At 37.2% G+C, this 13,874-nt stretch carries 12 protein-coding genes; 7 read left to right on the forward strand and 5 right to left on the reverse strand.

The window, feature by feature from the left end; genetic code table 11:
* Positions 1-105 precede the first annotated feature (105 nt).
* The 4 genes from aspS to DKG80_RS09525 all read left to right on the forward strand — a co-directional run bounded on the left by aspS (position 106) and on the right by DKG80_RS09525 (position 3,820).
* Complete coding sequence (gene aspS / locus DKG80_RS09510) at positions 106-1,857, forward strand: aspartate--tRNA ligase (protein WP_109831095.1); 1,752 nt, start codon at positions 106-108, stop codon at positions 1,855-1,857.
* A 16-nt stretch (positions 1,858-1,873) separates the two neighbouring features.
* Positions 1,874-2,986: a BamA/TamA family outer membrane protein gene (locus DKG80_RS09515; protein WP_109831096.1), complete on the forward strand. Its 1,113-nt coding sequence runs from the start codon at positions 1,874-1,876 to the stop codon at positions 2,984-2,986.
* 80 nt (positions 2,987-3,066) lie between these two features.
* The gene (locus DKG80_RS09520) at positions 3,067-3,426 is read left to right on the forward strand and encodes a response regulator (protein ID WP_109831097.1); all 360 of its coding nucleotides are present in this window, start codon (positions 3,067-3,069) and stop codon (positions 3,424-3,426) included.
* A gap of 1 nt (position 3,427) precedes the next feature.
* The gene (locus DKG80_RS09525) at positions 3,428-3,820 is read left to right on the forward strand and encodes a DUF2721 domain-containing protein (protein ID WP_109831098.1); all 393 of its coding nucleotides are present in this window, start codon (positions 3,428-3,430) and stop codon (positions 3,818-3,820) included.
* Between the two features lie 177 nt (positions 3,821-3,997).
* Here DKG80_RS09525 and DKG80_RS09530 read toward each other — a convergent pair whose 3' ends face one another.
* From DKG80_RS09530 to DKG80_RS09540, 3 genes are all read right to left on the reverse strand, one after another.
* Positions 3,998-4,849, reverse strand: coding sequence for a hypothetical protein (locus DKG80_RS09530; RefSeq protein ID WP_109831099.1), 852 nt, complete (start codon positions 4,847-4,849; stop codon positions 3,998-4,000).
* 201 nt (positions 4,850-5,050) lie between these two features.
* Positions 5,051-5,923 carry a succinate--CoA ligase subunit alpha gene (gene sucD / locus DKG80_RS09535; protein ID WP_109831100.1) on the reverse strand — a complete coding sequence of 291 codons (873 nt, stop codon included), beginning with the start codon at positions 5,921-5,923 and terminating at the stop codon, positions 5,051-5,053.
* Positions 5,924-6,131: 208 nt separating this feature from the next.
* Entirely contained in the window at positions 6,132-6,623 is a 492-nt protein-coding gene (locus DKG80_RS09540; RefSeq protein ID WP_109831101.1) for a KdsC family phosphatase, read from the reverse strand.
* A gap of 177 nt (positions 6,624-6,800) precedes the next feature.
* On the opposite strand from DKG80_RS09540, the gene DKG80_RS09545 reads away from it, so the two are divergent.
* Complete coding sequence (locus DKG80_RS09545) at positions 6,801-8,108, forward strand: sugar MFS transporter (RefSeq protein WP_109831158.1); 1,308 nt, start codon at positions 6,801-6,803, stop codon at positions 8,106-8,108.
* A 91-nt stretch (positions 8,109-8,199) separates the two neighbouring features.
* A complete protein-coding gene (locus DKG80_RS09550; RefSeq protein WP_109831102.1) occupies positions 8,200-8,982 on the forward strand; it encodes a porin family protein in 783 nt (260 codons plus the stop codon).
* A 14-nt stretch (positions 8,983-8,996) separates the two neighbouring features.
* Here DKG80_RS09550 and DKG80_RS09555 read toward each other — a convergent pair whose 3' ends face one another.
* Positions 8,997-9,971 carry a YheT family hydrolase gene (locus DKG80_RS09555; RefSeq protein WP_109831103.1) on the reverse strand — a complete coding sequence of 325 codons (975 nt, stop codon included), beginning with the start codon at positions 9,969-9,971 and terminating at the stop codon, positions 8,997-8,999.
* A gap of 151 nt (positions 9,972-10,122) precedes the next feature.
* On the opposite strand from DKG80_RS09555, the gene DKG80_RS09560 reads away from it, so the two are divergent.
* Positions 10,123-12,516, forward strand: coding sequence for a TonB-dependent receptor plug domain-containing protein (locus tag DKG80_RS09560; RefSeq protein WP_162555786.1), 2,394 nt, complete (start codon positions 10,123-10,125; stop codon positions 12,514-12,516).
* 86 nt (positions 12,517-12,602) lie between these two features.
* On the opposite strand, the gene DKG80_RS09565 is transcribed toward DKG80_RS09560, so the two are convergent.
* Positions 12,603-13,574 (reverse strand): GSCFA domain-containing protein, encoded by a 972-nt coding sequence (locus DKG80_RS09565; protein WP_109831105.1) that lies wholly within the window; start codon positions 13,572-13,574, stop codon positions 12,603-12,605.
* Positions 13,575-13,874 lie beyond the last annotated feature (300 nt).

Below are 13,874 nucleotides of genomic sequence, written 5' to 3' on the forward strand. Positions count from 1 at the left end.
TTAGATTGTGGTATTGAAGATGTTAAACAAATGAAAAATAAATTCTTGTATAAAAAAGTCTACATTTGCGCCTCAATTTAAATACAGATACAACACAACAGTACAATGCTAAGAACTCATACTTGTGGCGAACTAAGGTTGGCCGATGCTAGTAAACAAGTGACACTTTGTGGATGGGTACAAAAGACTCGAGATAAAGGTGGAATGGTTTGGATAGACCTTAGAGACAGATATGGGGTGACTCAGTTGATTTTCGAAGAAGGATCTACTGCTGCTGAAGTCTTAGAGATTGCTAAAGGTACTGGTAGAGAGTTTGTACTGAAAGCTTCTGGAGAGGTCGTAGAGAGATATGCTAAGAATGATAAAATCCCTACGGGTGAAATAGAAATAAAAGTTTCGGAGTTGGAGATTTTAAATGAAGCGAAAACACCTCCTTTTACTATAGAGAATGAAACTGACGGTGGGGAGGAGCTTCGAATGAAATATAGATACCTTGACTTGAGAAGAGAAGAGGTTAGAGAGAAGTTAATGCTTCGTCACAAGATGCTTCAAGAAACTAGAAGCTATTTATCTGGGCAGAGTTTTATGGAAGTAGAAACTCCTGTTTTGATCAAGTCTACTCCTGAAGGAGCAAGGGATTTTATTGTTCCATCTAGGGTAAATAAGGGAGAGTTTTATGCTTTACCACAGTCTCCACAGACATTTAAACAACTTTTAATGGTTTCTGGGTTTGATAGATATTTCCAGATAGTAAAGTGTTTCAGAGATGAAGATTTAAGGGCCGATAGACAACCAGAGTTTACGCAAATAGACTGCGAAATGTCATTCGTGACCAGAGAAGATATTCTAGAGATCTTTGAAGGTTTAACAAGGCATTTATTCAAGGCAGTAATAGACACGGAAGTAGGAGAGTTTGTTCATATGCAGTATGATGATGCTATCAAATACTATGGATCAGACAAACCTGATGTAAGATTTGATATGAAATTTGTTGAGTTGAATGACTTAGCACAAAACAAAGGTTTCAATGTCTTTGATCAAGCTGAATTAGTAGTTGGTATTTGTGCAAAAGGATGTGCTGATTGGACGAGAAAGCAAGTTGATGCTTTGACGGATTTTGTGAAGAGACCACAAATAGGAGCCAAAGGACTTGTTTATGTAAAGTGTAACGCTGACGGTACTTTCAAATCATCTGTGGACAAATTCTACTCTCAAGAAGATTTAAAAGCTTGGGCTGACAAAATGGGAGCAGAAGCTGGAGATCTTATTCTTGTTCTTTCAGGAGAGGCTGATAAGACTAGAAAGCAGCTATGTGAGTTAAGGCTACATATGGGAGATTTGTTGAATTTAAAAGACCCTAAAGATTTCAAACCTCTTTGGGTATTAGACTTTCCACTATTAGAATGGGATGAAGAGTCAGAAAGATATCATGCAATGCATCATCCATTTACATCTCCGAAATTGGACGAAATTCCGATGCTAGATACAGAACCAGGTAAAGTGAAAGCTAACGCTTACGATTTGGTTATTAATGGAGTGGAGATCGGAGGAGGATCTATCAGAATTCATGATAAGGAAACACAAGCATTAATGTTTAAACATCTTGGATTCTCAGATGAAGAAGCGAGAGAGCAATTTGGGTTCTTGATGGATGCGTTCGAATATGGAGCACCACCGCATGGAGGTATAGCTTTTGGTTTCGATCGTTTATGTTCTTTGTTTGGAGGATCTGACTCGATTCGAGACTTTATTGCATTCCCTAAAAATACTTCTGCCAGAGACGTCATGATTGAGTCTCCATCGCAGATTGCTTCAGAGCAGTTAGTGGAACTAGGTATTGATTTGAGAGTAGATTAATACCCTTTTGGAGCTTATGAAATTATTATTTAGCCTTCTGATCACTTTGCTGCTAGTACGATACAGCTTTGGTCAGAAGGCTGATTCTGTTTCTAGGCAGTCTGATTCTACCCAAGTCAATAGTAAAAACTTCGCTTTTTATCCCGCTTTAGGATATTCACCAGAAACTAGAGGTGAGTTTGGTGGAGTAGCATTCTTTGTGTTTGAAGACAAAATAGATGATGGAATTAAAAGAAATTCATCACTTACACCAGCGTTCATATATACACTCAATAAACAGATACAAGCTGTAATAGATGCTGATTACTATTTTAAGAATGGTGATAATGTCTTTTCTACCATGCGCTATTTTGATTTCCCAGATAAATATTTTGGTATTGGTCCAGAGACAGATGCAGACGTGGAAGATACCTATACAGATCGGTTTTTCAGGCTCGATGGGAGGTACACTAGACCTCAGTCTAAAAACTTGTTTTTAGGGGTTTACTATGATATTCAGTTTAACAATATCACCAAATATGATACTGATAGTTTATTAGCAACAGATTCTCCTCGAGGAATCAAAGGGGGACGTACTATTGGTTTCGGTCCAGCTTTGCAATTTGACACGCGAAATGATATTCTTTATCCAACGAAAGGTAAACTTATCAATGTTGGGTTTACAGCATTTAGTGAAGCTGTCGGTAGTGAATATAACTATCAGCAGTACTTAATTGATTACAGACAATATTTTAAATTTCTTGGTCCTAAAAACATACTCGCGTTTCAATTTAAATCAGAATTGACCTCAGGGGATGATATTCCATTTTATAAGCTGAACCGAATAGCAGGGAATCGAAGGTTGCGAGGTATAGGGCATAAAAACTTGTATCGTGATCGTCAAGCTATGTTTTTTCAAGTTGAAGGTCGCCAAGAGCTTTTTTGGAGATTAGGTGGAGTGATATGGGCAGGAGCAGGTCAAGTATTTGATAAATTTCAAAATTTTAACATTGAAAATACACGAATAGTCTATGGACTAGGGGGGAGGTTTCAGGCAATCAAAGGTCAGAAAATGAATGTAAGAATGGATCTTGGGTTTTCAGACGAAGGTGGCATGGCTTTTTACCTATCCGTTAGAGAGGCATTTTGATATATCTAGTTCTAGTATGATTATTTTGTGTAATTTAGAAGCACCAGTTATAATAGAGAGATTAACACCACATTACCACTATGGCGGACAAGAAGACGCTACTTTATGTAGATGACGAGGTTGCTAACCTGAATGTATTTAGAATAGCTTTCAAAAGAAGGTATAAAGTAATTACGGCAGGTAGTGCAGAGGAGGGATTAGAGATACTTGCCAACGAACCTGTAGATATTTTAGTGGCGGATCATAGAATGCCTGGTATGACAGGTGTTCAAATGATGGAGCACGTAGTAGAAAAATACCCTCATTTAGTAAGGATTATCATTTCTGAATATGTAAATGATGAAATTATTCGTCATGCTATCAAGTCCTACAACTTGGACGGTAGCATCGGAAAACCTTGGGATGCAGAGAAGTTAATTGCCTTGATCGAAAAGAATTAAGGTGGAGCTAGCCATTTCCACACCGGCACTTTTGTTTCCTGCCATTACATTATTGATGCTAGCTTATACCAATAGGTTTTTGGCGTTAGCTACTTTAGTGCGTGGTCTTCATGCAAAGTATAAGTCAGACCCTGATAAAACGATAGTAGTTGACCAAATCAAGAATTTAAGACTTCGACTCAATCTTACTCGTAGAATGCAGGCTTTTGGAGTGGTGAGTTTTGTTCTTACCGTGCTATGCATGCTTGCTCTTTATTTAGAGAAGGAGATGGTAGCAGAGGTGTTTTTTGGATTGAGTCTTTTCTCTTTACTCATATCTCTTATATTTTCTCTGTGGGAAATCCAGATTTCAACGAAAGCACTTAATCTCGAGTTGAGTGACATGGAGGATTAATAGCGATATCCTAATATCAACAATTGGTTCTTTTTTAAAAGACTCAATTTGCTGTTTTTAACTTTTTAGCGAACAACGGTATTGTTTAGTGTAATATTCGTTCTCTAATAAAAAAACCTATGGGATTAGAGTTTTATTAAGCCTAATCTCATAGGTTCTTTTAATGAATTATGACTCTTATTTAGTATCAGGTCTATATTCTTCTGGTAAGACTTCTGCCATATCGGCTTTTTTTACCTTTGATATGTTTCTGTTTAGCTTGAGAGATTCATGGTGAAACAAAAAGTAGTCGATACATGCATTTTTGGATCTTCCAGCAATCGTCAACGTGTATTCTTCACCTTCTTTAAAATTATAAATTGCTAAAGCATGTTTACCTTTAATTTCTAAGTTTCTCATAGTTCCTAAGGCTCTGTTAGCTAGAGGTTTATTGTTTCCTCGGCCATAAAATTTATGAAAGATCTTTAGTTGATCAGTTGTAAAATCTGTTGCAGATGTAAAATCACCTTCCATTTTGACATAAATGTCATTACAATAATCATCATGATCACCTTCTTCAAAGTTTTGCAGTAATCTGGCTGCAAAGTAGAAATTACCTGATTTTGGTGCGGTGAACTTGAAAACTAGTGGAGAGTCCTCTTTTCCACCTCTACTTTTATTCCCTTCAAATTCAAAATAGTCATCATTGATCGGTGCTAGTGGACTTCCATCAAAGTATTCAGGATCTCCTTTTTTTCGGTAAACCCAATTACCAAGTTCAGAATCTGTAACTTGAGGCTCAAAGACTATAAAATCTTCACCATACTTGATACTAGAGGCTTTAGAGTCATCTTCGTCATTACCTGAGCTTTCTCCATTTTCATCTTCAGAAGAGCTATCATCTTCAGAGTTTCCTTCTCCTTCTTCTCCGTTTTGAGTCGCTTCGTCTAGTTTGTCTTCTGCTGTATCACAAGATGAAGTTACAATTGTCAATGATAAAATTAGTGAAAGAAATGTCAGATTAAGGCATGACTTGATTTTTGTAATCATAGCTGATTATGGTTTATTGTATATGAATAATTAGTTAGTAAATAATAAGCAGGATGGGATGGAGGTGTAAAAATATGAATATATAATTACTAATTAATATTATATAAAGACTTGTTTAGTTGTTGGGAAATAAAAAACCCTGACTTTTGGTATTACCAAGCCAGGGTTTAAAAATGTTTTTAACTTCTATATTATTAGCTATTAAGCTAAAGCTTTTGCAATAGTCTCTCCGATTTCAGCTGGGGTTTCTACTACATGAAGACCACATTCTTTCATGATTCTCATTTTAGCTTCAGCAGTATCATCAGCGCCTCCGATAATAGCACCTGCATGTCCCATTCTTTTACCTTTAGGGGCTGTTTGTCCAGCAATAAAACCCACAACTGGTTTAGGGTTACCTTGTTCTTGGATCCATTTTGCTGCTTCAGCTTCATAGCTACCTCCGATTTCACCAATCATAACGATAGCTTCAGTTTCCGGATCTTTCATCAATAGCTCTACTGCTTGCTTTGTTGAAGTTCCGATGATAGGGTCACCACCTATACCGATTGCAGTTGAGATACCCAATCCAGCTTTTACAACTTGATCAGCAGCTTCGTATGTTAAAGTACCAGATTTAGACACTATACCTACTTTTCCTGACTTAAAAACAAAACCTGGCATAATACCAACTTTAGCTTCACCAGGAGTAATTACTCCAGGGCAGTTTGGTCCTATAAGAGTTACATCTTTACCTTTTAAATAGTTTTTAGCAGCTATCATATCTTTCACAGGAATCCCCTCTGTGATAGCAATTATCACTTTGATACCTGCATCAGCAGCTTCCATGATCGCGTCAGCAGCAAATGCTGGCGGAACGAAAATAATAGATACGTTAGCATCAACTTGCTCAACAGCATCCTTCACAGTATTGAATACTGGCTTGTCCAAATGTGTTTGTCCACCTTTTCCCGGAGTTACACCACCTACGACATTACTGCCATACTCGATCATTTGCGAGGCGTGAAATGTACCTTCAGTACCAGTGAAACCTTGGACGATAATCTTAGAATCTTTGTTAACTAATACGCTCATCGTGTTTCAATTTTGGCACAAAAATAGAAGAATAAATGGCGATTGCAAGATAGCTGCAGCAGTTGGAAGGAAGCCTTTTTGTCGGTTTGTTTTAATAAATTGAGATTACCGTTTCATACCAGTCTATTCTAATGTATGAAGTAGATGATCATAATTAAGAATCTAATTCATAAATAGAGCCGTCAGAATACTATTAAGCGTGAATTAATTATTGAAAACCCAAGTAAGTAATCCCCATATACCTATCTATAAATTCTCTTATACAGCCCATTCCTCCTTCTTTTTTAAGAACTACATCTACAAAAGAGATTACTTCATCGGAGGCATTAGATGGACAAGCTGAAATTGAAACTTTATTCATTACAGGAAGGTCATTGAGGTCGTCACCTATATATGCTACTTCATTGAATTTGATCCCTTTTTCTCCTAACCACTCACTCAAAACTTCGTCCTTTTCTCTAAGTCCAGCATATACATATTTTACACCTAAAACTTTTGCTCTAGCTTCGATGGCTTCTGGAGCAGTACCATGACTAATAATGCCTACGTCTATTCCTTTTTTGATTAGCATTTTGATGCCTAACCCATCTTTTGCATGAAATTGTTTGAAAACGCTTCCATCAGAGAGAACATTAATTCTGCCGTCAGTCATCGTACCATCTACGTCTAGTACTAGGAATTTTATGTGGTCTGTGTTCATGTGAGCAATGATATGCTAATATTTTCATTAGTAGAACTTCAGTCATGCTATTATTCGATTAACAAAATATGACATGTGAAATTGTGTTTTTTGTCAGTGTTTTTGTCTCATCTGAGATCGTTTTGTGTAACCAAGAGGCCTGCCTTATATTGCGTGACTGAAAAAGTAGATCTTGTTATGCCAAATACATCTCAGTCAGATGCTAATAACCCAACTCTGTCCATAGTTATCATTGGTGGCTTGTTTGCCATTTTCGGTTTTATCACTTGGGTAAATGGGGCATTGATACCGTTCATGAAATCTATCTGTGAACTGACTTCTGCAGAGTCTTTTCTAGTAGCATCTGCTTCATACATATCTTTTAGTGTTATGGCTTTGCCTTCAGCAGCTATTTTGAAAAAAATCGGATACAAGAAAGGAATGTCACTAGGCTTACTATTGATGACTTTGGGGGCATTGGTTTTTATTCCAGCAGCTTCATCTAGAACTTACTTTGTGTTTTTAACCGGGATATTTATTCAAGGAGCTGGAATGACATTGTTGCAGACAGCAGTCAATCCATATGTTACGATCATGGGGCCAATAGAAAGTGCAGCTAGTAGAATTTCAATCATGGGGATTTGTAATAAGGCAGCGGGAGCCTTAGGCTCATTGATTTTTGGAGCTTTATTGCTTGATGGGATTGAAAGTAAGATGGACTTATTGTCTGTTGCTAATGAGCAGGAGCAACAGTCGATGCTGAATGAAATGGCAGGAAGCGTAGTTATGCCTTATATACTAATGGCTGTGATTTTGCTTGTTTTAGCTATTCTAATACGTTTCGTGCCTCTTCCAGATATAGATGAGCCAGGAGAGGATGTGGTTGTCGGAGAAACAACTAAAACCAGTATTTTTCAATTTCCTCATTTGTGGCTAGGCGTTCTAACCCTATTTGTCTATGTAGGTGCAGAAGTAATAGCTGGAGATTCAATTATCAAGTATGGAATTACATTAGGGTTAGATAATGCAAAGTTTTTTACTTCCTTCACCCTTGGGGCGATGATTCTTACTTATTTACTTGGTGTGGTACTAATACCTAAGTTCCTTAGTCAAGGAACAGCGTTGAAATTAAGTGCAATTCTAGGAATTTTATTGTCTATCGGCATTTTGATGACTGAGGGATTTACATCAGTTCTTTTCGTAGCTGCTTTAGGTATTGCTAATGCTTTGGTTTGGCCTGCAGTATGGCCTTTAGCCATTGATGGTCTAGGTAAGTTTACAAAGACAGGATCGGCATTATTGATCATGGGAATATCAGGAGGTGCTATTATTCCTCCACTTTACGGCAAGATAGAAGATTTAAATAATGATGAATTGATGCGTCAGGGAGTCGAACAAGCAGAATCAATTGCGGCAAGAGGGGCGTATTGGATATTGATCCCATGCTATGTGGTGATTTTATATTTTGCAGTATGGGGGCATAAGTTAGGACTAGAAAAGAAATGATTTCATAATTTAGCGTCATCAAAATTCAGCTTGTGTAGTGTGCTTTGAACTTAGCTAAGCTCATGTTACTGCTGAATACGAATATTGACAGATGAAAAGAGCACTCTTTCTTATTATTTTTTTAGTTTCAGCAGTACAAATATCATATGGACAGAGTAAAACATATATTGGTGTAAATGCAGGGGCATCTTTTGGTTCGGCCAATATCTTTAGTTCATTTGATGTAATTCAGATTGATGAACGATTTACACCAGGATATCAGTTCGGGTTGACAATGATGAATTTCATGGAAGAACATATTGGGGTACAGTTTGGACTGAGTTATATCCAGAAAGGGTGGTCGCAGAAATTTTCAGATGAAGTAGGTATTGCCAATCATGTGACACAGTTGGACTATATAGAGCTACCAATGTTGGTACATGTATATTCCGGAAAAGAGAGACTTCATTTTTTTGCAAATGCAGGCTGTTTTGTTGGGTATATGATTAAAAGCAAAATAGACGCCGACCCTGACGGACTAGTAGAATTTAGAGAGTTTAGAACAGAATCAACTCGTATATTACCATATCAACTAGTTTATCAAACAACAAATGATTTGGGTGATCCAGCTACTGCATCTGATGATTTTATTGCATTTGATGAAGACCGAGATAGAAAAATCGATTATGGTCTCAAGGGAGGAGTGGGGGCTTACTATGATTTTGATTTTGGAACTTTAATGTTAGAAATTAATGGTGGTTATAGTATTTCGGACGTTTTTGATTCAGGGGATTTTTCTACCGGAGTTCCTAATGTGTCTAAAAAAATTAATGCTGGTATAGTGGTTGGGTATTTATTCTCGTTTGGCTCAATACGTAAGAAAACTGAGGAATGATTTGAAATACTATTCTATTCTTCCATAAACTCTGAAATAAATTGATGGGCTCTGATGTCCATCCAATTGTGTTTTTTGAACCTCCTACTAAAACCAACATGCCCGCCAGACTTAGGCATTTCCAGAAACAAAAATTGATGATCCCTACATTGTTCTATAGGGAAACATCTTTCTCCCAGCATAGGGTCATTGAGTGCGTTGACAATCAAGCTTGGTATTTTGATACTGTTATAGTATAGGTCTGAGCTGCTGTCTTTGTAGAAATGTCTTGCACTTTTGAATCCATGTAGAGGAGCTGTAAAGCGTTCATCAAAAATCCCAAATGATTTAATCTTGTCAATATCTGTGGTGTCAATATATCCAGGAAACTGCTCGCTTTTTCTTTTGATTTTATCAATTAGTTTTTTCAAAAACCTTTTCCTGTAAAATGTATTTCTCCAAGAAGTTAGCTCAAGAGCGCTATCCCACAAGTGACAAGGTACACTAAAAGTAGCAGCAGCGACAAGTTGTTTTGGGTAGCTCGTACCTTGTTCTCCGATGTATTTTAATGTAGTGCTGCCGCCCATTGAGAATCCAATAAGCGCTATTTTTTTGTATCTTCTGGTATCTACACAATGTTTGATGACAGTTTCAAGATCATCGGTCACACCATGATGGTAAAGCCTTAGCTGGCGATTCATGTCGCCACTGCACGAGCGATAATTCCAAGCACAGACATCGTAGCCTTGATCACTCATATATTTGGCCATACTTCGTACATAAGGTCTATTAGAGCTCCCTTCTAGTCCGTGAGAAATGATTACAAGCTTTTCGCTTTGGTTATAAACCCAATCTAGGTCTAGAAAATCATCATCAGGAGTTTCTATTCTTTCTCTATCGTAATTGAGATCAAATTTCTTTCCAAATACAGAAGGAATAATAGTTTCCCAATGCCCATTTCGCAATGGATATAGGAAATCACCGTAAGAAGAAAAGTTGATGATCGGCATTTAGTATTGACAAAAAATAATTTTATAAAAATAAATATTCTAAGTAATTCAGAGTCTTTGATCATAGTAATTTCAATTTGATTGTAATAACCTGCTTTAATGGCTTAGTTTTTGCTTATTTCACGGCATGATTCTGAACTCGAGGGTTGCAATGTTATTTTGTTGGTTGGTAGGAGTGTGTGCAATAGCTGAAGCTCAGATTTTAACCATAAAAGAAGGACTCACTCACCGACCTATTTCTAATGTATCCATACTGATTAAGAATCAAGAAGAACCTCTTCTTACTGACGATAACGGACAGATCTCAATGCGCAAGATCAAAGATGTTAATCAATTTGTCCTTAGTCATCCCGGTTATGAAACTAAAAGCCTTTCTGTTTCTGATATTAATCAAGAGAGAGTGGTTTATATGACTGAGAAAGTCATTGAAATAGATGAAGTACAGATTACTGCAAATAGGTGGTTGCAAGATAAAAGAGATGTTCCCAATGAAATTGTTCAGATTGGAGGGCGACATGTAATGGTGCGAAATCCTCAAACTTCAGCTGACATGCTGGGACAGACAGGACAAGTTTTTATCCAAAAGAGTCAAATGGGAGGAGGGAGCCCAATGATCAGAGGCTTTTCAGCTAACTCAGTATTGATAGTATTAGATGGGGTTAGAATAAATAATGCGATTTATAGAAGTGGGAATCTCCATAACATCATTACGCTAGATCCAAATTCGCTTGAATCGACAGATGTTATTTTCGGTCCAAGTTCTACACTGTATGGTAGTGATGCGCTGGGCGGTGTAATGCATTTCAAGACTTTGGAAACTAATTATTCTTCAGAAGGTAAATTGATCGTTGGAGGGTCTGCTATGTTGCGATTCGCATCTGCTAATGATGAACGAACAGGTTCAGCTTCTTTACAACTGTCTGGAAAGAATATTAGTAATGTAACAAGCATTACAGTTAGCCAGTTTGACGACCTTAGAATGGGAGCAAATAGAACGGGGAAATTTCCTGATTATGGAAAGAGGTATAAGTATATCGATCGCGTTGGTAATCAAGATGTGTTTGTCCAAAATTCAGATGAAAATATTCAGAAGTTTTCGGGCTATGGGCAAATCAATGCTATGAACAAATTATCCTACAAAATGGGTAGACATTCAGAGTTTCAATTGTTGACTTACTATTCCAATAGTTCTGATGTGCCGAGGTATGATCGTTTGCTGCAACGAAATAGTGAGACTGGCGAACTGATCAATGCGGAATGGTACTATGGTCCACAATTTATGCTTCTCAATGCACTTTCTTATATAAATACAAGTGTAAATCCCGCATTCAATACCTTGAAAATTACATTGTCCAACCAAATGGTAGATGAATCGAGACATGATCGTAAATATCAATCGGAGAGTTTACGGCATAGGGAGGAGAAAGTGGATGTGTATTCACTTAATGTAGATGCAGAAAAAAAACTGGGACTACAAGGTCGATTATTTTATGGTGGAGAAGCTCTTCTAAATGAAGTGACATCTATTGCTTTTCGGGAAAACATAATAACGAGAAATAAAACAGATACTGATTCGCGTTACCCGAATGGAGGTAGTGATTATAGCTCTGCAGCTTTGTATGCTCAGTACAATCAACGGACAAGTCGATACTTTGCTTTCAATGCAGGTGCTCGTTATACATATGTAACACTTAATGAACTCTTCTTGGATACCGAAGGTATGAGTTTGCCGTTTTACGAAATCAACCAAAGTAATCAAGCGCTCAGTGGATCAGCTGGAGTCGTGGTAAGCCCATCATCAAACCTTGATTTTAGATTGCTATTCTCCTCAGGGTTTCGAGCTCCAAATGTAGATGATATGGGTAAGGTATTTGAAGTCGATGGAGGTAGCGTAGTAGTTCCAAATGAAGATCTAAAACCAGAACAAAGCTATAACTATGAAGTAGGAGTAGACTGGGTAGTGGGAGACGCCCTGCGAATTGAAGGAAATGTTTATTATTCAGATTTGAAAAATGCAATGGTTCGAAGACCATTCTCTCTCAATGGTCAGGATTCAATAATGTTTGACAATGATAAGTTTGCCATGTCAGCTTTAGATAATGCTGGAGAGGCATATGTATGGGGGTATTCAATAGGTCTTAATGCTGCTTTTAATCAAAACTTAGGCTTTGAAGGACGGATCAATGTTTGTGAAGGAATGGATGAAGTCGAAAAAGTACCGCTTAGACATGCTTACCCAATGTTTGGCAAGGCAGCCATTACTTGGCAACGTAATAAGTTGAGAGCAGAGTTTTATTCTCATTTTCAGGCTAAAAAAGAATTTGATGACTTAGCGCCTTCAGAACAAGAAAAGACTCACCTGTATACAGTTGATGGAGCACTATCATGGTATACGCTTAACATTCGTGCTGCATATCGGTTTACGGATAGCTGGAGTGTGACTGCAGCATTAGAAAACTTAATGGATACACATTATCGTCCTTACTCTTCAGGAATAAGCGCAGCAGGAGTTAATGGAATACTTAGTGCGAGATATCAATTTTGATTTAAAGCCTTTCAATTTAGAGGTTATGAAAATGTTACAGTGCCATTATCAATAAATAATCTTTGTTTTTTAGAAGTAGAATGTAATTAGGCTTCTAATTTTTCCTTTAGCGTATTAGTCCATTCGGAGAGATTCATTTTATCAGATAACCTATCAATACGCAGGATAGCTTCCTGAATAAAGTTCTTGTATTCTTCACTTTGAGGATTGTAAGGTTTTGCGTTCAGCGCCTCAATAATACTTTCTACCTCTTGAATACACTCTTTACTCTCATCATGCATGTAAGCCTCTACGAATTTACTAAGGATGTACTCCATAGCCGATTCTGAAGGGTGCATTAAGTCATTTTGATAATAGCGATAATCTCTAAGATCACTAGTTAGGAACTCATATGCAGGAAAATACTTTACGTAAGGAAACTCTGCCATGATCAAGTGACAAGCTAGTCTTAATACAGATTTACTTACCTCATTTAAAGTCAAAGAATCTCGAGAATGCATTACTGGACTCACTACTAGAATAATATTTTTTACATGGTTAAGTGAATTATAGATACTCCTAAAACCATCTACAATGTCAGAAGGAGTCAACAAAGACTTATCAAACTCTTGTGCAGAAGCTCTGTGACAATTGGCAACAATGTGCCCGTCTTTTCTTCTCTTAAATACATAGGCTGAACCCATAGTAATGAAAAGAAAACCAGTCTGCATCATGTAGTCGTGAGTATCGGCTATGCGCTCTTCAAGGTTACTCATTAGTTCGGCTTGCGTATGAGCTCGACTCTGGTAATGAAAGTCAAAATGATTCCATACGCCTTCGTTCGCTGTAACAAGTGATTGATTAATATGGCTATTGTATACGCTAGTTTTGATAAGATTGAATATAGATATAGGGTTGTAAATTGTTCCGTAAGGGTTTGAGTTCACTTGAAACTTATACTTGCAAAATTGGCTCATCATTAGATTCGAAAATTGGGAGCCAATTGAAAGGATCTTGGAGTTATACTCGATTTTATCTGGATTAGGATCGATATGTAGCTCTGTTCTGAAAGGAATCATATTATTAATAATTTAGTCTTGTTTTATAAGTTACTTTTTTATTGATGGTTTTCAAACCTCTTCACTACTTAGCTAGGAACAGACTGAAGATTTGAATTTTGATTAAAGACTTCTTTTATAGTTACTTATGTTTCTGCGTAAAATTTACGCTTCCACCCTATTGTTAAGTAAGAACCTACGGGTACATAGTATTTCAATCAAGAGGTATATATTCTAAAAACTGCTCTCTGCCCAGCTTGAAATTTGTTTCTGAGAATGGATTAGTCCTAAATTCCGAATGGCAAATTCAAGGATTCCTAG

The sequence above is a fragment of the Reichenbachiella versicolor genome, assembly GCF_003171675.1.
Classification (GTDB): Bacteria; Bacteroidota; Bacteroidia; order Cytophagales; family Cyclobacteriaceae; genus Reichenbachiella; species Reichenbachiella versicolor.